The 24304-nt window shown below is 61.8% G+C and carries 12 protein-coding genes; 6 read left to right on the plus strand and 6 right to left on the minus strand.

Going from position 1 to position 24304, the window contains the following annotated elements; genetic code table 11:
* Window positions 1–128 precede the first annotated feature (128 nt).
* The 4 genes from Y882_RS17440 to Y882_RS17455 all read right to left on the minus strand — a co-directional run bounded on the left by Y882_RS17440 (window position 129) and on the right by Y882_RS17455 (window position 5639).
* Entirely contained in the window at window positions 129–1169 is a 1041-nt protein-coding gene (locus Y882_RS17440; RefSeq protein WP_046973230.1) for a fimbrial protein, read from the minus strand.
* A 43-nt stretch (window positions 1170–1212) separates the two neighbouring features.
* The gene (locus Y882_RS17445; RefSeq protein ID WP_046973231.1) at window positions 1213–4017 is read right to left on the minus strand and encodes a fimbria/pilus outer membrane usher protein; all 2805 of its coding nucleotides are present in this window, start codon (window positions 4015–4017) and stop codon (window positions 1213–1215) included.
* Between the two features lie 203 nt (window positions 4018–4220).
* Complete coding sequence (locus Y882_RS17450) at window positions 4221–4961, minus strand: fimbrial biogenesis chaperone (protein WP_046973232.1); 741 nt, start codon at window positions 4959–4961, stop codon at window positions 4221–4223.
* Between the two features lie 93 nt (window positions 4962–5054).
* The gene (locus Y882_RS17455; protein WP_046973233.1) at window positions 5055–5639 is read right to left on the minus strand and encodes a fimbrial protein; all 585 of its coding nucleotides are present in this window, start codon (window positions 5637–5639) and stop codon (window positions 5055–5057) included.
* 412 nt (window positions 5640–6051) lie between these two features.
* Between Y882_RS17455 and Y882_RS17460 the strand changes: the two genes are divergently transcribed.
* Window positions 6052–6369 (plus strand): hypothetical protein, encoded by a 318-nt coding sequence (locus Y882_RS17460; RefSeq protein ID WP_156171560.1) that lies wholly within the window; start codon window positions 6052–6054, stop codon window positions 6367–6369.
* A 107-nt stretch (window positions 6370–6476) separates the two neighbouring features.
* Here the strand turns inward: Y882_RS17460 and Y882_RS17465 are convergent, their stop codons facing one another.
* On the minus strand, window positions 6477–7103 hold the full coding sequence (locus Y882_RS17465) for a response regulator (protein WP_046973235.1): 627 nt from the start codon (window positions 7101–7103) through the stop codon (window positions 6477–6479).
* Between the two features lie 188 nt (window positions 7104–7291).
* Window positions 7292–8035, minus strand: coding sequence for a hypothetical protein (locus Y882_RS17470; RefSeq protein ID WP_156171562.1), 744 nt, complete (start codon window positions 8033–8035; stop codon window positions 7292–7294).
* Window positions 8036–8730: 695 nt separating this feature from the next.
* Here Y882_RS17470 and Y882_RS17475 point away from each other — a divergent pair.
* The 5 genes from Y882_RS17475 to Y882_RS20130 all read left to right on the plus strand — a co-directional run bounded on the left by Y882_RS17475 (window position 8731) and on the right by Y882_RS20130 (window position 23480).
* A complete protein-coding gene (locus Y882_RS17475) occupies window positions 8731–13110 on the plus strand; it encodes a transporter substrate-binding domain-containing protein (protein ID WP_162207429.1) in 4380 nt (1459 codons plus the stop codon).
* A gap of 79 nt (window positions 13111–13189) precedes the next feature.
* Entirely contained in the window at window positions 13190–13564 is a 375-nt protein-coding gene (locus Y882_RS19005; RefSeq protein WP_052950128.1) for a hypothetical protein, read from the plus strand.
* Between the two features lie 444 nt (window positions 13565–14008).
* Entirely contained in the window at window positions 14009–18361 is a 4353-nt protein-coding gene (locus Y882_RS17485; RefSeq protein ID WP_052950131.1) for a hypothetical protein, read from the plus strand.
* A gap of 32 nt (window positions 18362–18393) precedes the next feature.
* Window positions 18394–23109, plus strand: coding sequence for a hypothetical protein (locus Y882_RS17490; RefSeq protein ID WP_046973238.1), 4716 nt, complete (start codon window positions 18394–18396; stop codon window positions 23107–23109).
* A 158-nt stretch (window positions 23110–23267) separates the two neighbouring features.
* On the plus strand, window positions 23268–23480 hold the full coding sequence (locus Y882_RS20130; protein ID WP_156171563.1) for a hypothetical protein: 213 nt from the start codon (window positions 23268–23270) through the stop codon (window positions 23478–23480).
* The last annotated feature ends 824 nt before the right edge of the window (window positions 23481–24304 follow it).

Below are 24304 nucleotides of genomic sequence, written 5' to 3' on the forward strand. Positions count from 1 at the left end.
AGCCAGAAAGAGAGATCCGGTTACGCGCTAAAGAAACGGGGGACGTCGGATCAAGGTCGATTGCAGATGTCTCGGGCATCTGGCCGAGCACCGAGGCAGAGCATCCCACCTCTGTTTCTCGTTTCACCCTATTGATAGCTCATGGTGAACACCACCGCACTCTGCACATTGCCAGGCGTCGCTGTCCCAGTCCGGTAGTAGCGCCCATAGAACCGGAATGGCGAACGTACATTGGCCGAGAGGGATCCGAGCGCCGTGAACGTGTTCAAGGGTTGCGGGCTTGAGCCACTATTGACTAGTTGAACGCCCACGCCCGATGCCATGCCCGCCCCGCTCTGAATGCCGATCACGCCATTGTTTGTGTCGACCACGGCGATACCCGACGGAGCAGTAAACGAGATGGACGCACCGGCTGGCTGATCGCAAGTGACACCAATAGTAAAAGGCGTATCACCGGCCGTTACTGTCGTTTGCATGGATGCCACTGACACGGTGGGGAGATTTACCGTCTGCGGATAATCCACATTGCACGCAATGTTTTGAAACGTGATGTTGCCGGTGGGGTAGATCGAGCTGTTCCCCGTATTGATACTGCCCGCGTCGTTGTTCAGCACGATGTTCGTGTTGTAAACGCCGAAGGCGAACGCGCCGGTACCGGTAGGACCACCACTGATCTGCCCATTGTTGGGTATGGTTCCGCTTAGGCGGACCAACTCCAAGCTACCCGAGAATGAGTAGTAACCTCCGGGTTGAACCTTTGCGATTGACGACTGACAAGTCTGCCCTCCGGCGTTAGTGAGCAAGTTTCCCGAGCCATCGCGGACGCGGATGCCGATACCCGTCACGGCTGTCGTGTAAATACCGGGCTGAACCTCGGTCGAGCCGCCATCAAGCGAGCACATGACGATGGTGGATCCCACTTGAATGGTCAGGGGCGTTCCTTTGCCCAGGACGCATTGTCCCGAAATGGAAAACGTCTTGTAGGTGTTGGGAATGGTGTCACCCGGCTGAAGATTCGACGCTACTTTGATCGTAGGGGTGTAGAGAATCGGACCCGGCAGCCCGGAAGTCGCCGCACAATTGCTGAGTGCATGGGCCTGGCCGTGGAAGCCAAAGCCTAGGATCAGTAGCAGTATCAACTTGCTGATATGGAGATAGAGGGCTTTCATGGATGGTTACCTGATGGAAGGCAGATCGGATAGGAGCGCTTGCTCAAAGACAGGCAGCGTCTACGTTGGCAACAACCGCAGCGCTCTCACCCTTGCCACGCGCTTTCAGCTGATAGCTGAGGTGACACTGCTGGTTGGCCTGATCGCCCCAGCGCACAAGCAGCGTGCCGCCTTCTTCCGCGCCACGAATGAACATCTGGCCACCCTGCCCGACCGTGCCCACGTTCTGGCCTGTTGCGTCCAGCACGTCCGCACCGAACGGCAGCGCTTCGCCATCGGGCTGGGTCGCGCGAATCAGCACGGCGCGGCCAGATACAGTGCTGAACTTCAGCGGGATCACGGCGCCGGCGCGCGGCGCCGTCTGCAGACGCGTCGTTTCCAGTTCCACATCCGTGGAGGTACCTGACGGATCGAGCGTCACATCGTTCATTCGATAGGGACGCAGGCCTCCGATGACCGCATAGCCGCGACCGTCAACTTTGGTAGCACCGCTGGTGGCGCCCTGGGCGTCGAGGGCCTCGATGATGGCCATGGCACTGTTGCCATCCATATACGGTGCCAGTGTCACGCCGCCGGCGTGCACGACCATGCCGCCAGAGGCACTGAGCGAACCCTGCTGGTAGTGATCGCCATGCGAGTAACTGCCGCCGAGGTTGCCATCACTGCCCTGCCAGCCCAGGCTGCCGCTGACCGTAGTCTGCGCATTATCCTGGTCACTGTAGGTGGCGCTGGCGTTGTAGTTGTACTGGTGACGATCTCCGAAACCGCCATTGACACTGGCGCGATCGGTGGCGCCTGCGTAGTCGTCCTGCGTAGTGCTGAACGACAGGGTGGGACGATTGACGCGCGGCCCACCCAGCGGGATGGAGAGATTGAGGCCGTACTGGTTGTCGAAGTGGTTGCCGTTATAGATCGGTGACGACGAGTACGTTCGGCTGGCCGTGATGCCAAAGCTCACGTCACGCCAATGGTTGCTGTAGCCCACCTGGTAGGTGGTGGCGGCGGGCGCTCCGTCCCAGTAGGTCATGCGCGATCCGTTGAGGTATAGCGAACCCCTGTTACCACCAAAATCCTGATTGATGTTGGCCTGCAAGCGCTGCTTGGAGCGGTAGGGAGCGCCCACATCGATGTCGTGGGAGCGGTAGCTCGTCAGGCGATCCTGCGCCTGGACGGCCTCGTCCAACGAGAGGAAGTTGGTGTTGGAGTAGCGGTAGGTAGCCACCGCGAAGGTGGTGCCATACGTCGGCAACGTCTTGGCGTAGCTCAGGCGCGCGCTATACCCGGACAGCGACTGCCCCGCACCCTGGAACGCAGTGTGCGAATTGGTGATGTCGAAACCGAATGCACCCACTTCCGTGGTGACGGCGGCGCCGCCAAGATAGGCTTTGTAGAGGGATCGATACGTCGACTGCACGCCGCCGTACAAGGTCAGCCAGTTGGTGATGCCGCGCTGGTAGGTGCCTTCCACGAAGTACGGCTTGCCATTGACCAGCGACTCATCGCGAATCTGACCATCCGTGACGACCCAACGGCTGAGCCCCGGTCGCAGCGACATGGGCACGGCAGCATAGGGCACCGCGAATGTATGCGTGCCGCCATCAGCCTCGTAGACGGTGACCACCAGGTCACCGCCATAACCGGTGGCATACAGATCGTCGATCTTGAACGGCCCCGGCGCCACGGTGGTTTCGTACAGCAGGCTGCCGTTCTGGCGAATCTCAACGCGTGCCTGCGTGTTGGCCACGCCGCGAATGATCGGTGCATAGCCCTGCAGGGAGTCCGGCAACATGCGGTCGTCGCTATAGATGGTAACGCCACGAAACGCTGTGCTGTCGAACACGACACCCTGGGTGAAGGTATCACCCACGGTGAGCTGCGCCTTCCACGGCGTGATGTCGTGCGACGCAGTCGTGTTGATGTTGTGCCAATAGGTGCGACCGGTGTTCTGATCCCACTGCACAGTCTCCTGCGATCGCAGGCGCCAGCCGGCTACATTGAGACCCAGATTCAGGCCAAGGTAGGCGTTGGTATCGCCCGAATGCGTACCGTTGTTCCAGGCCGTGTAGCTGTTGTACTTGACCGGCGCAAAGCTGCCGTTGGTGGCCAACATGTACGTGCCGTTGGGACTGGGCGAATAGGTGCCATCCTGGTTTTGCTTGTAGTAGTTGCCGTTTTCAACGTTGACCGAGCCACCATCGGCGGCGATGGCTTGCCCGGAACCCAGGCCGTGCTCACCGTCGTAATGGGTGCTGGTTGAGTACGCATTGAAGCTGTAACCAAGCAGGAGCGCGGTTTCGCCACTGTCCCACAGCTGCGGATCCACGTAGCCACGCGCATGACTTAGCAACGCCACCTGCGGAATGGACACATTCAAATGCAGCGAACCCATGTCCATCTTGGCAAACGCATCCGGGCTGATATCGGACGCCTGGATGCATGCATTGGTCTTGTTGAACACCACCGGGTCGAGCTTGGCGGTATCCACACTCATGTGCAGAATGTCGTCGTAGCTAAAACACGGCTGGGCCATGTCGCTGCCTTCGACGGCGCGAAATGTCACATCCTGCGTGGCGAGGCGGACCTCGTTGACGTAAAGATCGACACGGTAGCGGCCAGGCATGACCGGGTTGCCCTTTTCGAAGCGTGACAGGTCCACGCTCTGGCTGTTGCCGGTAAACGCACCATTGAACTCGACCGAGCCGCCACTGGGTTCAATCGATGCGACCGGATCAACCGCCGCTGAAGCGCTCCATGCAAACGTGGGAAGAATGCCGAGCGCTGCCGCCACCAGCACCGCCAGATGCTTCTTCTTCAATCCACTGGCATTGGGGAAACGGGGAGACGGCATGTCGCAGCTACGTGTAGGCATGAATGATTTCCGACTGTGCTCGGTGGAGACATTGCCCACCGCATCAAAAAGCGCCGAAATTGGCCGCAAGCTCCCGCTACCCATGTGGCAAGGCATGGGCGATCTGAATGGGAACGTTCGTGGTGTTACGTGCCGCGCAAGAACAAGGTGGCAAAGCGCATCGCGCCAGGCCAGCGCGCCCGTCAGCGGGTGAAGGACACTTCGTGGGTATCGAATCCGCCGTAATCGTTGATGACTTCAACGGTCAACTTGCCGGCCGCCGCGGCGGCGTCTCCCTTGAGCGGGAACTTTTCGCTGGCCATCGGCGGGCACATGCCGCCCTTCGGCTCGAGATTCTTCTCCGGCGCCACGCCCTTGAAGTTCAGGGAGCCAAACGAGACGAAGTAAGGGGTTGGGTTGTTGCACTCGGCGACATAACCGTTGCCGTCTTTTTCCACACGCCAGTTGATCTTCTCGACGGCATCGAATGCGTTGCCCGAAAGGCCATTGGGACGGTAGAAGATCTTCATGCGTGAGCGAATGGCGAACTGGAGGTAGTTGCTCGTATCGCTCTCTTTAGCTTTCGGCTTGGTGGGTATTTCAAGCACGTTGAGCCAGAACACCGACTCGCGATCCTGCGGCAGGTTGGCTCCTGTGAACATGATGCGAAGCGTCTGCCCCTTGCCCGGATCAACACGCACCAAAGGCGGCGTGAGAATGAAGGGCGCCTTCGAGTTTTCAGGGCTGTCTTTGGGATTGCCTTCATCGACCCAGGACTGCAGCAGGACAGGCGCGCTGCTGTTGTTTTCCATGCTGATCGTGACTTCGCGTTGGCCGGCCGGATAGATGACACGCGTGCCATTGATCTGGATGCTTGCATTGGCGCTACCGGCACCTCCAACAACGAGGGCGAGCGCACAGGCCATACGAGCGAAAGTCTTCATGAAATTTCTCAAAGCAAGTACATGTGATGGAGCGTTGGGTTGGTGGGGCCGACCGAAGCCGGCCCCACCGGAGCACGATCTGTCAGCGATCGATCAGTTGTAGATCACCGAGTACATCACCGCGCTGGCAACGTTACCGGCGGTGGAAGCGCCACCGGTGGCAACGTAGCGCGCCACGTAGTTGATCGTGGCGGTGCCGCTGGCGATGGTGGCCTGCGGCGAACCGTTGCTGGTGTACATGTTGATCTGCGAACCGGCGGCGGTGGTCAGGCCCACTTCCACGTTGGTGGCTGCGCCCGTCGCGGTCGTGTTCTTCAGGTTGCCCGTGGCCGAGTCAACCATGGTGCTGGCATAGCCGGTCGGCGCCGCGGCGGAGTCGAAGTGCAGCGTGACCTTGGTGCCGTCGGTGCAACCGGTGCTGCCCGAACCACCAAAGGTCAGCGAGAACGGATGGTCACCGGCGGTCGCGCCTGCCGTCGACAGCGCGTCCGTGCTGACCGTGTCCAGGGGAACAGTGATGTTCTTGGCGGCGCCGTCCGTACCCGTACCGCCGCTGACGCTGCAGTTGGTGGCCGTGATCATGCCAGTGAAATTGATCTGGCCATCCGAGGCCGACGCCTGCATAGCAACGAGGCCAAAGGCGGCGGCCAGAACGGCGGAGAAAACAGTCTTCTTCATGGTTTTCCTTGGTTGAATGTCGTCTTTCCAGGGATCGGCTGGAATATTGGTACTGGCCTCGCGATCCGATGCCCCATTTGCAGGGTGAGGCGTACTGTCGGCGGGAACGGGGTTCCATTGGCCAACCCAGCCATCATCGCGACCTGTCATAGGCGTAAATATCGGAGGAATCCGACCGCCGCATCTTTTTGCTCTGCGCCCGGCTGTTCGCGCCTTCTCCACCGACTCGCATAGATTAGAAAAAGCGGGAGGGCGGCTCTGCCGCCAACAGGCGTGGAGGCCCTGGTTCGGGCGCAGCCTTGTCACCTGACAAGTGAATCCATTGCGACGCGGCCTTTCGCGTCGCTCATGGAGCGCTTCACGATGCAACGTTCACAAGATCAATCGCCGGCTTCGCGTTGAGTCGTTGGCCATGATTGCGCCTGAAGTTGGCGGCTCAGCCGGAGATGTCCGATGTCATCGCGCGCCATCAGCAAGCAGCATGGCGGCCTATGCTGTCGTCCGCGGAAAACCAACCATGAAAGGAAAATTCGACTATCTCATCGTGAGGTGCCATGAGCTTGGATGGGAGATCAAACAGCAAGGCAAGCGGATCGTCTCAGCCAGCAATGTTGTCGAGGCCATCGACATCGCTAATAGGCTCGCCGAGTACGAATCGGCAGTCCATCAAAGAATGTCTCGCGTGCTCATCGTGGATGAGCGCATCACACCGAAGACCGCCGACGGGTGACTATGTCACGCTCTTGGTCGGCGATAGTGGGCTGACTCGCGTCAATGGGGCGAAATACGCACGCATGACGCGCCGGCAGCCCGGCCCAAGCATGGCGTCGCGTCGCGCTAGACCAAGCCTGTGCTGCGGGCGTATTCGTAGAGGTCCTTATCGTTGGCAATGCCGAGCTTGCGCATGGCGTCGCGCTTCTGCTGGCTGATGGTCCGCACGGACTTGCCCGTGCGTTGAGCAATTTCAGTCACGCTGATTCCCTGGACAAACAGGCGCACGACCTCCGCCTCGCGGGCCGAAAGCGCCCGCGATCCCTCCGCACTGTGTTCGAGCAGTTGCTTTTTGGTGAACTCGCTCAGGTACATGCGGCCGGCCACGACGGCATTGATGGCGATCATCAGCTCCTTGGTGAGCGACGTCTTGTCCACCACGGCGCGCACACCACACGCGAGCATGCCCTGCACAAGGGCAGGATTGTTGAGCATGCTGAGGACAATGACCGGTAGCGAAGGATAGGACTCGTGGAGCGCGGACAGCATGTCCAAGCCGTCCTCCCCTTCCGCCTCGCCGACCATCGAGAAGTCAGTGATGAGAAGATCGCACGGCCCGGAGGCGAGGATGCTGAAGAGTTCCTTGCCGCTCCTGGCTTCGCCTACGATCTCAAACCGCGCGCTTTGCCCTGTAAGACCCAGGCGCAGACCCATCAAGATAACGGGATGATCATCGGCGATGACAATACGCATAAGCTGCCCCAGTATGACGCCGGCCGTCGCTGTGGAGATGCGCGCCGTGGCGTGAAAGATTCGTGATCGTCCGTGACCACGGGATTGTTGTTCAATGGCTCGGTCGGCCAGCAGAAGATCGCGAAGGCCGCCGACTTGGGTCGACGTTATCCTCGCGCGTTCGCAGAGCAACGCTTCGCCCGCCGCGCCTAGGGATCACCGATGAGTCGCTGAAGCACCGGCCGCTCCAGCGATCCTGACGACTGCGGGAATTCCCGACGATAGATTCGTCGCGCCGTCGCGGCGTCGCCGGCCACGTATTGGAGATAGCTGCCGGCAAACAAGGCCGCCTGCGTTCGCGCATCGCGGCGCTGGGGTGACCCGGCGAGGGTGGCCGCCTCTGCGGCGGAGAACACCGCTTCGACGCTACCTTGCCCCGCATAAAGATTGAGCACGGACTGCTGGAAGCTGTCGGCGGCGCGGAGCCCAACCGTGGCGCGCGCCAACTGTTCGCGGAGGCCATGGGCATCGCCTCGATAACTCCGCATAGTGATCCACAGCTGCCAAAGTTGTGCGTATCCGGCAATGCGGGGGTCCGTACTACCGCTCAGCGCCGCGAATGCTCGTCGAGCCTCGTCGAGGCGATCGAGTGATACAAGATTGATCGCGGAAAGTATCGCTGCCCCGGCTTCCCAAGGCGCTCCTGCCAGGAGCTCATGGCGGTTCCGGGCTTCCGCGGGCTGATCGGCGGCATCATCCACGAGTGCCTGCTCCTGCGACAGGCGCAACTCCTGCGTGGTGATGCCATATGCGCGATCCACATCAGCGCAACCGGAGACGATGCCGCTGGCCGGATGGACGGCAACCTCATGGCACGCAGAATCGCGGCGCGCTGTAACGTCGAGGCTCGCCCCATGTATTTCCATGTGCGAACCGATCAGTTCGCCGGCCATGGCCTGGTGTCTACCGTCGAGGCAGCCCGTGAACGCCACGACGGCGAGGGCTACCGCCATCGCGCTATGCGATAGGCTTCTGGTCGCTGGACGGCCTATGTGGCGAGAGGCCGAGATGGCTACATGGAGCAGCTGGACATGCATGGTCATTGCACAAGAGCGGACTGAGCGGTCGAACAGGAAGGGGCCGCCACGGCGAACGCCTGACTGGGCTGTGCCTGCCCAACCGCCATATCCTGGTTCGGCAGGCCCACTTGCCCTATCTCGAGGCCACGCCTTTTTTCATCGCTCTTGCAATAGGAATCGCCCGCCTTATTGAACGGGCGTTCGAAGACTGATGCGTTGCGGATGAATGAAGCAACCGCCTTCACTGCATGTGCTTAGTTTTTCCCATGCCGCTACCCGAAAGAATCGGATGAATCCTAGGCGGGCCCGTCGGGATGGCGGCGGATCGGACGAATCCTAAACCCTGTATCGCCCGCCAACCGCGAATGGATAATCTTTCGCGATTCGAGCGATCGGGGCCGGCAGAGCGCACAGGGTCGGATACAGACTTTCGTCCCACCGTAGGTGCCTTTCGCAATGGGCGAGGCGATGCCCCGCAGATTCGCTTCAACACCCCTTATTCACAAGACTGGCCGCTCAATGAACCTGATGGCAGAGGTGGGCTTTGGCCTTATCTCGAGGACACACGCATGAGCCATGCATACACGTCTGCATTGCGTGGCCAGACTCGGCGCGCAAATGCCAGTCGCTCCTGCCAAAGCGTGGCGCGGCTGCTGCAGAGACTGCTCTTTCTAGCCCTGGCGATGCTTGTAGGGACATCGGCACTGCTGAGCCCGGCGGCAGTGGCAGCATCGACTGCGCCATTCAGTGCCCAAGAACAGGCATGGATTCGCGCACACAACGTGGTGCAGGTTGGCATTTACGCTGGCGACCACATGCCCATCGAGGGATGGATTGGCGGCGAGCCCCAAGGCATCGGCGTTGACTACGCCAGGCTGCTGGCTAGCTACGCCGGACTGCGGCTCGAGTTTCACCCGTTTACCGACTGGTCCACGGCACTGGGCGATGGCACGCCAACTTCGACGTTCGATCTTTATGTCGGCCAAGGGCTTTGGGATGAGCTGGCGCCGCGCTTCTACTTTTTGAAGCCCCATATCACGGACACCGGCATTCTGGTTGTTCGGCAAGGCGAGCAGACTCTGCGCAGGGATAGCGCGCTGGAGGGTCGACGCATCGCCGTCGAGCGCCCCCTGCGGTTCGCCAATGTCGCTATCCACAAGTCCTATCCGAAGGCGGCCCTGGTATTCGCCAACGACGGATCCGAGGCGCTGGACATGGTGGCTCGCGGCGACGCCGATGCCTACATAGGCACCGGCGATCTGCGCACCCGCGCCCTGCTGCAACGCAGGCCGCGTGACGATCTTCAGGTGCTCGGACAGGCCATCCTTCCCACGTCCGGCGTCGCCGTCGCCATTCCACGAGATCGGGAGGTGCTTGCCCAGGTCCTCAGGAAGGCGGAAACGAACATCACGTCCGACGACCTGGCACAGCTGCATAAGCGCTGGGGCATGGACGCCACCGTCGACGTGCTTCCACCGCCCTTGAGTTCGTTGACGAAGGAACAGAACCAATGGCTACGCCAGCTGCCCGAGCTTCGCGTCGTCTACGAGACAGATCGCTATCCGTACAGCTTTGTCGACGACAAGGGAACCTTCGCCGGCATATCGGCCGACTACTTGCGGCTGGTTGCCGATAGTCTTGGACTGAAGTTCAAGCTTGTGCCCGCCGACGACTGGACCACGGTCAAGGCATTGGTCGCCAATCATCAAGTGGACATCATTGCCGCCGGCAGCGCGAATGATTTTCCTCGCGACGCCATGCTGTTCAGCCAACCCTATGAGACCTTCCCCGGGGTGATCGTCACACGCGTTGGCGGCCTGCCGATTACCGGCCCAGCCGACCTCTCCCAACGCGTGGTGGCCATACGCGAAGAGCAAAGCATGCTCTCGAGGGCGAGGGTGATATTGGGCGGGAGCACGCTTGTTCCTGTGGGAAGCAACGAAGCAGGGCTCGCCCTGGTGGCGAGCGGAAAGGCGGATGCCTATATCGGCACCCTGCCGGCCATCGATTCGCTGATTCGAAACCGCTACCCCGCGGAACTTCGCGTCGTCGGACCGGCCGATATCAATCTTGACCTTGCGATCGGCATGCTCCCGTCCAACGCGGCGCTGCTTCCGTACGTCAACCGTGAGTTGGCCATCCTCAGCTCTGCCCAGCGCCAGGCCATCCGTTCCCGTTGGCTGACGACCGACTATTACTACGGCGTGCCGTGGGCATGGGTCATCGCGGGGCTTGGTTCGGCGTGCCTGCTGTTCGGCATTGGTGCTTTTGCCTATGTGCGACTGCGTCGTGCATCGCGAGCGCAAGCGCTGGCGGAGAAGAAGTTAGGCGATGAGCTGAGCTTCCAGCAGGCCTTGCTTGAGACATTGCCCTATCCGGTCTTCGTCAAGGACGCTGAAGGCAGGTATCTGGCGGTCAATGCCGCCTACGAGAAGCTGCTGGGGGTCTTACGCGAGGACATTCTCGGCAAGACGCTGGCGCAAACAAAGCACCTCACGCAGCCCAATCCGCTGGACCTCCATGATGCCGATCTGCGGGTCATGGCGATGGGCAAGAGTGAGCGCAGCGAAATCCTTCTTCCGCCTCTGGCGCCGGATGAATCCATTCGCAGCACCATCTCGTGGCGCCGTCCGTTTGTCAGCGAGACGTCGCACGAGAGCCGCATGCTCGGCACCATCGTCGATGTCAGCGACATACGTAGTGCAGAAGCGCGCGCCAGGGCATCGGAACAGCGGTTGTCCGATATCACACAAGCGATGCCTGCCGTCGTCTTCCAGATTCAGGTCACCTCGCCCACCAGCCGTCACTTCACCTATATCGGCGGCGATTCGAAGTCTCTGCTCGATATGGCACCCGAGGAGATCATCGGCAACGAGCCCGAACTTGCCAGCCGGCTGCATCCGCACGATCTCCCGATGCTGTTCGATCGTGTCAACGCAGCGGCCATCGCGCTCGAACCCATGCCGCCGGTGGACTTTCGCATCCTGGTCCGGGGCGAGTGGAAGTGGTTGCGCACCGAGGGCGGGCATTCAAGGCGGCTGCCCGACGGCACCGCGGAATGGAGCGGCTATTGGATCGACACAACCGCCGCGCATCGACAGGCCGATGAGTTGATCCACGCGAAGGCTCAGGCCGAGAGCGCGGTGCTGGCGAAAGGCGCCTTTCTCGCATCCATGAGCCACGAAATCCGCACGCCGATGGCTGGCGTGCTCGGCCTGATAGAACTGATGGCCCGCACGAAACTCGATGCCGAGCAGGCCAACATGTTGGGCATGGCCCAGGATTCCGCCAGGCTGCTGCTGCAGATTCTTGACGACATCCTCGATTACTCTCGCATCGAAGCCGATCGCATCGAACTGGAGTCAGCGCCATTTGACATGCACCAGCTGATCGACAGCCTTGTTGGCGTGTGCTCGGCAGGAGCCGGGAAGAAGCACCTTCGGCTATACGCCGTCCACGATGCGCGCCTGGGCAGACTGTACAAAGGCGACGCGCTGCGCATGCGCCAGATCATCGCCAATCTATTAAGCAACGCACTCAAGTTTACCGAAGAGGGCAGCATTGTCTTTCGCGCGCAATGCCTGGTCGATTCGGATGGCCGGCATCGGCTGAAGTTCACCATCTCCGATACGGGCATCGGCATACCCGCCGCCAGTCTTGCGCGACTGTTCCAGCCCTTTATCCAGGCGGAGCAGTCGACGACTCGTCGGTTTGGCGGCACCGGCCTGGGCTTGTCGATCAGCCGGCGTCTAGCGGAGATGATGGGTGGCAAGCTTTGCCTGCACAGCATTGTGGGTCGTGGGACAGAAGCTGTCTTCGAAGTAGCCATGGACGTCGTTGAAGATTGGGAGCCGCCCTTGGGCCTGGCGGGGCGTACCGCGGCGCTGATCACGTCCGACCCCATGCTCCAGGAAGAGCTTGGCAACGCACTGTCGGCGTTTGGTTTCCACTGGAGCGTTCGGGAACCGTCCGCGAAATTTGACGACGATGAAGACGGTCCCGAACTCGTGTTCATGGACGCGCCGCTGGCTGCGAGCACGAACATTCCAGCCTCGTCGCGCATCGTGATGCTTGGGCGTCCTCATGACATGCAGGGTACGGAGGCTTCCATACTGAAGCTCGACCCCATCCTGTGGGCGCCGTTGCGTGACCTATGCCTTCAAGAGCTGGGTTTGATCGAGACGGCTGCCGAGCCCATCGCATCCGCTGCTGCAGGACATCCGGATATACACGTGCTGGTGGCGGAGGACCATTCGATCAACCAGGCGCTCATCAGTCGGCAGCTTGAGGCATTGGGCTATCGACACACCGTGGTCGGCGATGGCGCGGAGGCGCTGGCCGTGCTGGAAAGCGCGCACTATGACCTGCTGCTGGCCGATTGCCACATGCCGAGGATCGACGGTTTTGAAATGACGCGCCGCATTCGCCAGTCGGAACGCGCCGGCCAACATCTGCCCATCGTCGCACTTTCGGCGAGCGCTCTTCCGGAGCAGATTCAGGCCTGCCTGGATGCCGGCATGGACGATTTTCTGGCCAAGCCAGTCACGCTCCGCGATCTGGATGCAAAGATATCTTCGCTTACCCGATCGGGCGGCGATCAACCAGCGTCGACGATCATGGATGAAGTCGATGCGCAGGCAGCGCACCTGATCAGCTTTTACAAAGACCCCGTGCAACTCAAGGCGGTGCTGGATGAGCTGCTTTCCGTTTGCCGCAAGGACTCCGCCGAACTGAAGCACTTGATGTCTGGCGATGACGATGCGGCAAAGCGGCGCCTTCTTCACCATATCGAGGGCTCCTTGGGCGTTATTGGACTTGAGGACATGGCTTCGCAGCCGGCGTCCGATGCCAGCTTGCAGGAACGCGAGGCCTTCATCGCCAAACGCATCGAGCAGCTCGAGTTACTCATCCACAGGCTGAAAGCCGATCTGTCATCGGTAGCCCCGTAGCCACCCTCGGAATGATCCGATGTCTAAGCGTGGTTTGAATTTCTAGCATCTCCTGGCGATCAACCGCATGGAGAGCTCAATGAAGACGATGTTCGTACTCGCTGCCAGCATGGCGTTTGCAACGGCCAGTTGGGCACAGGCCAATCCGAAGGATGGCGATCATTCGCAGGCACTGGCCGGACCGTGCAGCGGCGCCGCCGAGCACTCGCAACGCCAGAACGACGATGCGCAGCGTGACGGCGCGGCAGTCATCCCTTGCAGTGCCGATGCCGGGGAAACCAGCACCGGCTCGCTGACCGCCGTCAGGGTCGGTGCGGGAGTGGCGGCCGCCGCGGTCGTCGCCGCAGCCATCAGCGGTGGCGACGATAGCCACGGAAAGCAAGACACGCCGCCGGGTACGGGCGGAACGACCGGCACCACGGGAACGACTGGAACGTCTGGCGCTGCCCACTGATTTAGCTTGTCACGCTCGAACGCCTGCAAGACATTGCGCCTCCCATAGCCGCTGACCTCAAGGTTCGACGCCGCCTTAACTTCCCTTACCGTAGGCTCTTGCGCCGGGGTGTTCGCGGGGGCGCTGCACGCATTGGGTCCCGCTGGGGTACGCAGCCGACAACGGCTGTCGCGAAGTGGATTCGTTTGGAGTGACCGGTTTTGTCTTGCTGACTTGGGCGGCAGGGTTTCCTGTTGCGCAAATCTGGGTCTGCCGGGATGCCGGTCCATGCCATCTGGCGCGGGAGATTGGGCAGGGAACACTGGGGAAGCCATCGACGAACGGTTTGGCAGACATGACCTGATGCGCGTCCCGCGGGGCGTGCGTGCGGGATGTTTGCGGTGCGCTCCGATGCCTGAGAGATCTGCCGTTCCGATGTGAGTCTTTCACGACGGAGGGACGGTCATGCCCAGCAAGACGCGACGCGGCGCCACCATCCAGCGCGACCTGGCCGAATTGGCCAACGATCCGCGATTTGTCGCAGGCTTTGATCGCGCGCAGCTGACGCGCATCGAACCCGTTGTGGGCGGTATCGCCGCCGTGGTGGATCTCGGCCAATCGGTGATCCGCTCCGATGATTTCCTGTCGATCAATTTCTCGTTGATCAACCTGGATGTGGTTGCGCCCGATGGACACGGTCCGGCCACGCTCAAGGCGAAACAGGGCAAGACTGGCTATATCGTGCTGCGCTTCGCGCCGCAGTCGATCTCCGAAGAGGTGTATTACCAGGCGCCCACCACCGGCATCAAGGACAAGGACCCGCAGTGCCCACCGACCTCGCCTCCGGCGAACACGGCCGGCGAGCCGCCGCGTTACCCGCCCATTCCTTCGCGCATCGCGAACGGCAGCCGCGCGGTGTTTCGTTACGACGCCAAACTGCTGGCCGATGCCGGCATGCCATCGGTGCCTTACACCTTGCAAGGCATACTCGACGCTTGCCTGCATCTACCCCTGAGCATCACCGCGAATGCGGCCCGTGCTCCCGTGCGGCGCATCGTGGTCGGTCCACTCACCGGCGTGCTGCAGAAACGACAACGTGCCGCCTTCGCCGCGCTCACACCGGGTCAACGCGCGCGCACGCTCGTCACGACGCTGCGTAATCTGCGCGTTGCGCAAAACAGCGGCGCGGAAGGCCTGCATCTGCTGCTGCGCCGCGCCGAACTGCGGGCCGATCAGCTCGCCATGCCCGCAGAACAAGCGGGCCCGGAAGTACTCGAACCAGGCAGGCCGGTGCCCGGCACCATTCGTCCCGCCACACATCAATCACTGCACAGCGCGTCGGCCATGGCGCTGTATGGCGTGGTCGGATCGGCGGGCCTGGAAATCACCAAAGTGCCGCCGTCCTGGTATTTGCGTCCGCCCATCCCCACCCTGCCCAGCGCCACGCAAACATCGCTGGAGCTGCCGTACCGGTTGATACTTTCACCCAACGAAACTGGTCGCTTCGTACATACGAGCGTCTCGCAGACCTTTACGCCGACAGGCTGCACGCCGCTCTGGCATACGCGGCTGGGCTACCTGGACAGCAAGACCGGTGTCGTCCAGGAAGGCCCGAACAGTGGCACGCAAGTGCGCGCTGTATGGGCACGCTTCGGGCCGCAATCGGTGCCGGCCACCTTTGATCCCGGTATTCCCAAGCTCGCCACCACGCCAGCACCGAATACCGTCCCGTTCCGCATGACGCTGGACGACCGCGATCGTTTCAACATCGTGCACGAGTCGAGCAACTTCCGTATTCCCGACGGCAACCAGGAACCCATCGAATGCAACCGGCTGATGTTGTCCGCACTCGGCGGCTGGCTGGATGCACGCGGCGCGTGGAAAGTGCCGGCCGGACTGTCGGTGGAAGAATGGGTGCATCAGGCCACGCAAGCGCGCGACCACTACGTGAAGGTGGTCTACAAGGGTTATCTGTGCCCCTTTGGCCATCAGGTCTCGCTGGTGAAGGTGAGCGAGCGCAAGTTCCATCACGACAGGCCCGGCAACCCGGCTTATCTGCGCCAGCGAACCTTCATCATTGTCCGCGAACCCGTGCACAGCTATCCCACGATGACGGTTCCATCGAGCGACGCCATCGCCGGCGACGCGGACTCCGGCTATACGCGCTACTTCCATCGCCAGTTTCCATTCAGCCAGATCCGCTGCCTCACGCACGTCACGCCCGATCTGCAGGATCCGACCGGCAAGCAGGTGGACGGCAAAGGCATGCAGATGTTCTGGCCTTGCGTCGATGCGGGCACGCCGTTCCCGTTTCGCTACGTGGGTACCGACCTGGATGGCAGGGACGTCGCGTTCGAGTTGCCAGGCATCTTCATCGACAACGCACTGGCCAATCCCTCGCCCTACGGCGATCGCAGCGACGCAGAAGCAAACTACGAAAAGGTCCAGAACGACTGGTACACCGACGCCAATAAGCCATGGCGCAAGGCGAGCACGCGCCGGCAACGTGTCTGCATGGCACCCAGCCAGAAGCCCGGCGACACAACCTGCGAACTGGACGAGATCGAGTTCGGCATGGAAGTGCGCCAGCTGCGCCACGATCCGGCGACGCGCAGCGGGCCGCTGACGTATCCCTCGATCCGGCAGGCCAGCGCCTTCATTCCATCGCTGACCTACCTCACCGGCGGCAAGACCGGCAGCGAGCTGAAGTGGAACAAACAGTACGCCGCACGTGCAAAGGATTTCGACAAGGGCGAAGTGTTTGCCGATATCGCCTCAGGCCCGGATTTGGACTTCACCAGCAAGGGCGATCGTTCCGGCGGTTTCGTGCAACCCAACCTGCGCCCGTCCGGCATTTCACGCCTGGCCGGTCCCATCACCGGCGATGTCGCCGGATTCAACAGCGGCGCCTTCGACGGCTCGCAAGCCTTCAGCGCGATCGTCAACCCCGTGCTGTTCGGCTGCATTCCGCTGGGCGAGTTGCTCAACCTGGTGAACATCGATACGGATGGCATCGACAGGCTGCCGAAGTTCGTCTCCGAAGCGGCTGACGCGCTGCAAGACTTCATCGGTGCCCTGGGCAACACCAACGACCTGCTCGGTCAACTTGAATCGATGGCCGCAAAGGCTGCGCAGTCGGCGCTGGAACAGGCGATCAATCTGGCCTTCGAGCAGATCAAGCCGCAGATCCAGGCGCTCGATGCCACCACCGCCGCGCTCGCCAGCAAGCTCGACCAGGCCGTGGACGTGGGCAAGGACCTGATCGATGCGATCAAGGCGGCCGATGCGTTCAAGCCACCAGCGAGCGGACTCACCACCGCGCTGAACAACATGCAGGGCGAGCTGGGCACTTTGCTGGCGGCCGTGAACCTGCGCATCACGCAACTGCCTGGCAGCGGACTTTCCACCGCCGTGCAGAACGTCGTGCAGCAACAGCTCGTGCCGATCCGCACGCGCATTGCGCAAATCCAGGCCTTCGTCGATGACATCAGGCGCATTCCGGCCATGGTGGCTCCGGCCGAAGCGCTGTTCAACGCGGTATCCGAGCTGCTGGTTCCGCCCGAGCAATTGGCGGACCTGCTCAAGAACGAAGCCGATGTGCAGGCCAAGATCCAGGCCGTGGGCAACGCGCTGACGGACTTCCAGGCGGCCTTCGACAAGATCAATCTGTTTGCCGGCGGCGTGCGCGGCACCGTGGACAAGATTGCCGCCACACTGCGCGCCATCACCGACAAGGCGGCGGACATCGCGAGCTTGCTGTCCTCGCTGCTCGGCGACGAGATCACCGTGCATTTTGACTGGCACCCCACCATCAAGCCCTGGCCCGATCCGTCCAACTCGCTGTACGGCGCGCTGGGCACGCTGTTCCAGCCGCACGATGTGGATGCCTTCATCGTCTCGGTCGAAGCCAAGGTGAAGAAGAGCACGGGCGAGGCCAGCGTGAAGGTGCTGTGCGGCTTGCGCGCTTTCGACCTGATCCTGCTGGGCGAGAAGCTGGGTTTCATGAAGCTCGCGTTCGAGAAGATCGAGTTTCGTGCCGACTCCTCGGCCAAGATGGACGTGGACGTGAAGTTCGACGGCATCCACTTCATCGGGCCATTGAAGTTCGTAGAAACACTGAAGGACCTGATCCCGCTGGATGGCTTTTCCGATCCACCTTCGCTGGATATCTCCGAGAAAGGCATCGACGCGAGCTTCTCGATGGCCTTGCCGAACCTGGCCGTCGGCGTGCTCAACCTGAGCAATCTGAGTCTCGGCGCGGGTTTCACCGTGCCTTTCATCGGCCAGCCGCTGTCGGTGCGCTTCAACTTCTGCACGCGCGATCAACCGTTCTGCCTGACCGTATCGATGTTCGGCGGCGGCGGTTTCTTCGGCATCACCATCGATCCGCACGGCGTGCAGTTGATGGAGGCGGCGTTTGAGTTTGGCGCCGCCATCGCGGTGGACTTCGGCGTGGCATCTGGCGGCGTGCACGTGATGGCCGGCATCTACTTCCGCATGGAAAAGGACGCCTGCCAGCTGACCGGCTACTTCCGCCTGGGCGGCAACGTGAGCGTGCTCGGCATCGTCTCGGTGTCGATCGAGCTTTACCTCGCACTGAGCTACGACAGCGGTACCGGCAAGGCCAAGGGCGAAGCCACGCTCACGATCTCGGTGAGCCTGTTCATGTTCTCGGTCAGCGCGTCGATCCACTGCGAGCGCAGCTTCGCCGGTTCCAACGGCGATCCCTCGTTTGCCGCACTGATGGGACCGGATGCCGGGCCCGTCACCGACGACACGCCATACCCCTGGCGCGACTACGTCAACGCTTTCGCCTGAGCGAAAGGAACCACGCTCGCAAGGAGACGATCATGGCGGAGAAACTGGTCTGGACCGTGTTGCCCTATGGCTTTGACAGCCATGGCCAACTGCGCGTCTCCATCGTGCTTTCACCCAGGCTCACGCCGGACCCGGACAGCGGCAATGCGCAGGCGCTGCTGTCGGGCTATCCGGATTTCCTCGACTGGCCAAAGACGCTGGCGCAGATCGCTTTCAAATTGAAGACGGATAGCACCACCTTCGATCTCAAACTCGACGAAGCCGCCAAGAGCGTCATCTGGAAGAAACTGTTCACGCCGGACATGAGCGTGGCGCCGTTCGTATACACGGACATGAGCCAGCACAACCTCAACTCCTTTCCGGTGCGCCATGTGGTGCGTTTCCTGAAGGATCACTATGGCGACCTCGCTGCGCAGCAGGGACTGGATCGCCCTGCCCTGTTTCCCATCGGCGGCAGTCCGTTCAAGCCGATGATCACGCAGGCGGCCGGCGGCGAACGTTGGGGCCGGCGCAAGTACGACAACCGCCGACCCAACGGCATCGGCGATCTGCTGGTGAACAGCGATATCGATCGACGCGTGCGCGGAGAGTACTTCGGCAAGCAAAGCAAATATGTGCCCGAACAAATCGTCGGCATCGACGGCCGCCCCACCGCCAACAAAAAGCACACACCGACCCGCGCGCTGCCGGCTGATCTGCCCCCAGGCCTCAAGAACCTGTTCGGCAAGAGCACGCCGGCTTACGCGCTCTACCAGGCGAACCGGTTCTATTCACGGGTAGACACGCCGCCGTCCTACGCGCCCTACCCCGATCCCACTGCAACAAAGCAACCCCTGCCGACGCCGAAGTACGACTTCCACAAGGTGGTGGGCTCGTTCGGCGATGCACCGGCGATGATGCGCACGCTCGGCCTGGTGATCGATGCCTCCGTGGTCGGCGCAGAACAACTCATCGAACAGGGGCGGGCCAACGCCGCCGGCATCACTGGCACCATGCAACTCGAGGTCAAGCACCGCGGACACAGCACCGCCGAAGACTCCACACCGCGCACGGCCTGGCACCTCACCGGCAGGCGCTTCATCGTGCGCAGCCGCACGGCCACCGATGTCACCGATGGCTTTCTGGCGCTGGCCGGCGCGATGGAAGTGGCGCGCTCGGATGATGCCAAAGCCGCTGACGACAAGTCGCCCTTCAGCCTGGTCCAGGTCGACGCCGACGGTTCAGCGATCAAGACGGTCAACTTCGTCAACAGCACGCTCACCCACCTGCAGAACACACCCGACGCGGACGACGACGACGCGCTCGGCAAACCGGCCGGTATCGCCTACACCACCAACAACAACCAGGAAGCCACGCCCGCGCTGCGCTCGGCCGGCATCACCGTGACGCGCCACAACCGCGCCACCGACCTGGCCGCGGATCTCGCCGCGCATTCGCTCAAGAACGATGCACTGGACGACGCCAGCCAGTCCTCGAACGTGCTGCTCTACGCCGAAGATGTGCTGCGCGGCTTCCGCGTGGACGTGCGCGAAAAGCGCACCAACCAGTGGCGCTCGCTATGCGCCCGCATCGCCAACTATCGCGCCACCGATGACCAATCGCCGCTGATCGATGACGTGCACGACGAAGGCTGCGTGCAGGGTCCATCGACCACCACCCAAGCCGCGCCCGATGACGTCGACAACAACAAGGACACCCAGGATCACTACCTGCACGAGGCGCTGTTCAAATGGGCCGGCTGGAGTCTGGTGGCCGAACGCCCCGGCAAGCGCATCGTGCCGGTCAACGAACACGGTCTGATCCAGGAAGAAACCGTGCAGGCGCAAAGCGATGCCGATGCCGCCGACGGGGCGTCGCCCATGTTGACGCGAACCCATTGGCAACCTGGCACGCTGCCGCGCCTTCGCTTTGGCGAAACCTATCGGCTGCGCGCACGCACGGTCGACCTCGCCGGCAACAGCCTGAAGCTCACCGACAAGTCGATCGCCGACCTGGAGCAGGCCAGCGACGAAATCACCTATCGCCGCCTGGAACCGGTGGACCCACCCGTACTCTCGCTGCACGGTCGCGTATCGGAAGGCGAGTCACTGGAGCGCGCTGTGATCCGCTCCGATGTGGTGGCGACGGATGCCGGCTTCCAGAGCCTGTCCACCAGCGAATACATCGCGCAAGGTCCCTATGCGCTCAACGATCCGCTGGTCAGCGGCTTCGCCTATGTCGACGTGAATCTGCGCCACGTGGTACCGCCCAAAACCTCGCAGACGCTGGCCGAGCAGCACGGTTGCTTCGACGACGCCTTCGATGCGCCGGTCGGCCCCGGCAAGAACGCCGCCATCCACCAGGCCTTCGAGCTGATCGCCAAGCGCGAAGCCGGCACCCTGTATGACGGCGGCGCGGCGGTGAAAATCATCACGCCCGCCATCGATGGGGCATCCAAAGAACAGGCACTGACGCAGTCGCCTCCGGAAGGTTTCCGACTGCAGCCGGGCGAGTATCTGGTGCACACGGAGGACCGCCTCGCAACACCTTACCTGCCCGACCCCGCGGCAGCGGCCGTGGTGTTGCGCGGCGTGCCGGGCATCGTCGCGCCGGTGGTGATCGACGCCGCCGACAACGTCCACGCCGATTACATTCCACTCACCCAGGAACTGGTGCTCTACGTACCCTTGAAAGGCACGTGGCCGGAAGTCGATGGATTTCGCATGGCCATTGTCGAACTGGCGGAACAGATCGACGCGGTGCCATGCACGGACACGGTCGATGTGGCGCACGCCGTTCCCACCTGGGACAGCGCCAAACGCACGCTGACGATCTTCCTGCGCAAGGGCGAGATTGCGCCGGTGCGCTATTCAACAGGCATCCGCGTCGACCATATCCTCAAGATGGGTTTGCCCGCCTGGACCAGCACGCCGCTGGGCGGTGTGTGGGCGGCCATCCTCGGCATCTGCGGCGCCAACTGGACGATGACGCCCGACCGCACGCTCACCCTCGTGCACGCCACCCAGCATCCCGTGTGTGAGCCGACCTTCCTCACCATCAACGGCCATCGCGACAACGGCGCCACCTGGATCGACTTCCAGCGCGAAACGTTTGTGCGCTATCACGCGCGCAGCACCGGTCAGCTCGAAGTGATGGCCGACTGGATGGAATGGATCGACGACGTGGCCTCCGGCAAGCCGCCCTACCGCAAGCATGTCACTGCGCGGCTCAAGCCCGTGCGCATCGAACAACCAGGCATCGCGGCCAGCGAGCCTACCAAGTCGGACTATGGCTTCCTCGGCCCCGTGCCCGACAGCGACACGGTCCGCCCGCATGTGCGCCACGATTTCGGCGACCAGAAGTTCCGCTTCGTACGCTACAGCCTGCTGGCGACCACGCGCTTTCGGGAATACCTGCCGCCATCGATCACGGCGGACCCGGCCCAGGTGACGCGACAAGGCCAACCCTGGTTGCAACATGCACTCGCGTTGCCGGCGAACTACTACGACGACGCCGTCGAAGCCACCGACATCGCATGCGGCGCACCGCTGCTCCAATCGAACGTTGCACCGCAGGGCTATATCGTTCCCGCCTCGGGCCGCCCGCAACCGCCGCACCTGGTCTACATCATGCCCACGCAACACTGGTCCGACTCGGAGGTCGGCGGCGTGCATCGCGTGGTACGCGACGGCGGCACCTTGCGCATCTACCTGGAGCGCCCCTGGTTCACCTCCGGCGACGGCGAGCTGCTGGGCGTTGTGGTGATCTCCGGCAGTGATCCCAGGACACTGGCCAAACTGACCGACCCGGGCGACGCCTTCGTCAGCCAATGGGGACAGGATCCGTTGTTCGACTCCACGCTGCCGCGCGGCACGCTCACCGCCTCCGCATTCCCCAACGCCGTCTACACGCAAACCGAGTTCCTGCCCGAAGCCAATCAGGACATGCTGATCGCGGGCCATCGTGTCTACTTCGATGCGGATCGCAACGAGTGGTTTGCCGATGTGCGCATCGACGCCGGCGACAGCTACATGCCCTTCGTTCGACTGTGCCTCGTGCGCTATCAGCCGTATGCCAGCTACGACACGCGCCTGTCGACCGTCGTGGTCGCGCCCTATGCGCAACTCCTGCCGCGCCGTCGCATCGACCTATCGAAAGCGCGCGATGCGTATACGTTCAAGGTCTATGGCCCGGAGCCCACGCAAGGCGCGGGCTCCACCGCCGCCATGTATCCAGGCGTGTCGTCCATCCTGACCGAGTACTTCGGCCCCGGACCCGGCCACAACCGCATCGAAGTCGTGCTGCAATGGCAGAACACGACCTTCGACACCGACCTCGATTGGTACGACGTCCCCAACCAGACCCACCCCAGCGGCGACGCCACCCCGCAACAAGCCGTACTCGGCCTGCTCGACCAGATCGGCGCCACCATGCTGACGGGCTTCGCTCAAGTGGAACCAGTTTCAACGACCGCACCCGCGCTGACCCGGGAGGCGGCGACCGCCAACGTTTCGCAAGCCGCAAAGATCACCCACCTCACCCCAGACCTGATCGCACAACTGGTCTCGCTGGACACCTGTGTCTGGGTAGGTCGTATCAGCATCCCCGCCAACCTGCAGGGCAAGCGCCTGCGCCTGATGCTGCGCGAATACGAACGGCATCTATCGGACCAGGAAGTTGTTGTGCAGCCGTTTTCGCATCATCAGCCTAAGGTGGTTGAGCGGCTGGTCTTTGCGAGGGAGTTTCCGTTGGGGCCTGCCATCACGTGACCTCACGTTGCATCGCGGGGTGGCGAGAAGGCAGTAAAAGGCAGGCCAATGCCGGGGTCAGAGTGGACTTTCCACGAAAGCTGGAAGGAAAGTGCACTCTGACCCAAGTTTTCCGACCGCAGTTTTCCTAACTTCTAGCCAAAGATCGGCGCGACCGATTGAATTCGGATGACTCCAATCTCGCTGCAGGTTTGTTCACTGCACGCATCGGAGAAAGTGTCAGAGACAATAGCGGAGAAAATCCCTGGCTGCGCCCGTGGACTATTCCGGTGGATAATTTTCCTGCACTGGAATGGCTGATTTCCTTACCGGCGGCTGCCGATAACCAGTTCGTACTCGTCACTGCTCTTCTGCTCAACGTGCTGTCCTGAGACAGGAACCGAGTAGACGGCCTGATCGACTCCGCTGGCCCTTGAGTACCCGTTTGCTCGGAGCCACTGCAATACTTCAGTCGCGAACTGCATCGACTCGGAATCTCCGAGTACGGAAGTAACGGACACTTTCGCGCTGGTAGGTATGTGCAGCCGGATCTCTTGCCCCACCTGATCCGTCATGTGCCTGATAGAAGGTTCAATCGTTACGTTCTGAGCAGTGATTCCACCAGACTGGTTGTAGCTCACAACTGAGCTCTGCACTCCAGCCGGCGCGGGAGCATCTGTCTTGAGGAGTGAAAGCGTTCCGGTCAAGGCGCTCACAACTCCAGCAACTCCTACGACCCACCAAAAGACTGACTTCGCGCCGATCGTTCTTCCACTGCTTTTCGTCTGCATATCTGCCTGGCCTCATGAATTGAATTTCCATGCAGGGGGCCTTGCTTGTTTGCAGGGCGCGACGTCGCGGCTAAAACAGCCGACCCGAGGAATGCGTGGAGAATCTGCGCCTGTATCGGCCGTCCATTCGAAATCTTTGCACGACTCTGGAGGCCTTATTCGAGGTACCCAAAACGGCAACGCATACATCTGACCATAGCCTGAGACGGTCGCGTGCGCTCGCCTCCATCATCAGAAATTGCTCTGCAGAAACACGAGGCGCCCGATATGCGACGGGCCCCACAAAAGCATGCTTTGTCTTATTTGTGGCATCGCAAAAACATACGCGTATATCGCAAGATGCCGTGGGCTCACTCCCCTACCCCAGCCCATCAATACAAGTAGAGCCACATACCGGCCGATAGCGCCGACGGGCTTCTATTCCT

This window comes from Dyella japonica DSM 16301, assembly GCF_001010355.1.
In the GTDB taxonomy this organism is placed as follows: Bacteria; Pseudomonadota; Gammaproteobacteria; order Xanthomonadales; family Rhodanobacteraceae; genus Dyella; species Dyella japonica.

What these genes read in the sequence shown, in the direction of transcription:
- Y882_RS17455 (WP_046973233.1), bottom strand. Translation starts at nt 5,639, where the DNA reads ATGAAGAAGACTGTTTTCTCCGCCGTTCTGGCCGCCGCCTTTGGCCTC.
- Y882_RS17460 (WP_156171560.1), top strand. Translation starts at nt 6,052, where the DNA reads ATGATTGCGCCTGAAGTTGGCGGCTCAGCCGGAGATGTCCGATGTCAT.
- Y882_RS17475 (WP_162207429.1), top strand. Translation starts at nt 8,731, where the DNA reads ATGAGCCATGCATACACGTCTGCATTGCGTGGCCAGACTCGGCGCGCA.
- Y882_RS17450 (WP_046973232.1), bottom strand. Translation starts at nt 4,961, where the DNA reads ATGAAGACTTTCGCTCGTATGGCCTGTGCGCTCGCCCTCGTTGTTGGA.
- Y882_RS17490 (WP_046973238.1), top strand. Translation starts at nt 18,394, where the DNA reads ATGGCGGAGAAACTGGTCTGGACCGTGTTGCCCTATGGCTTTGACAGC.
- Y882_RS17485 (WP_052950131.1), top strand. Translation starts at nt 14,009, where the DNA reads ATGCCCAGCAAGACGCGACGCGGCGCCACCATCCAGCGCGACCTGGCC.
- Y882_RS17445 (WP_046973231.1), bottom strand. Translation starts at nt 4,017, where the DNA reads ATGCCGTCTCCCCGTTTCCCCAATGCCAGTGGATTGAAGAAGAAGCAT.
- Y882_RS19005 (WP_052950128.1), top strand. Translation starts at nt 13,190, where the DNA reads ATGAAGACGATGTTCGTACTCGCTGCCAGCATGGCGTTTGCAACGGCC.
- Y882_RS17465 (WP_046973235.1), bottom strand. Translation starts at nt 7,103, where the DNA reads ATGCGTATTGTCATCGCCGATGATCATCCCGTTATCTTGATGGGTCTG.
- Y882_RS17440 (WP_046973230.1), bottom strand. Translation starts at nt 1,169, where the DNA reads ATGAAAGCCCTCTATCTCCATATCAGCAAGTTGATACTGCTACTGATC.
- Y882_RS17470 (WP_156171562.1), bottom strand. Translation starts at nt 8,035, where the DNA reads ATGGCCGGCGAACTGATCGGTTCGCACATGGAAATACATGGGGCGAGC.